Annotated in this window: 1 protein-coding gene; it reads left to right on the forward strand. The window is 58.3% G+C overall.

Annotation, left to right across the window (positions count from 1 at the left end):
- On the forward strand, nt 1-241 hold a 241-nt coding region (locus FLQ44_RS13650), incomplete at its 5' end, for a DNA translocase FtsK (RefSeq protein WP_276607861.1).
- Nucleotides 242-348 lie beyond the last annotated feature (107 nt).

Below are 348 nucleotides of genomic sequence, written 5' to 3' on the forward strand. Positions count from 1 at the left end.
AGCCGAGACAGATGCGGCCAACGATGCCACGCCGTGGGGTGTTGGTGAAACGCCAGACCCGCTTTATGAGCAGGCTGTGGAGGTGGTTATCAGCACCAGGAAGGCTTCGATTTCCAATGTGCAGCGGCACCTGGTCATCGGCTACAACCGGGCGGCCAGACTGGTGGAGGCTATGGAGACGGCGGGCATTGTCTCGCCGATGGACCGCAGCGGCGCCCGCAAGGTGCTGAAAGCAGCGTAACGACACAGGCCACCCAAGCGGTGGCCTTACTTATTCAGGAGAGAAACATGGATATCGAAAAAGAACTGGCACGCTTCCAGCGCGATATAGCTGATCACAAGATGGAA

It is taken from the genome of Vogesella mureinivorans, from assembly GCF_007644035.1.
In the GTDB taxonomy this organism is placed as follows: Bacteria; Pseudomonadota; Gammaproteobacteria; order Burkholderiales; family Chromobacteriaceae; genus Vogesella; species Vogesella mureinivorans.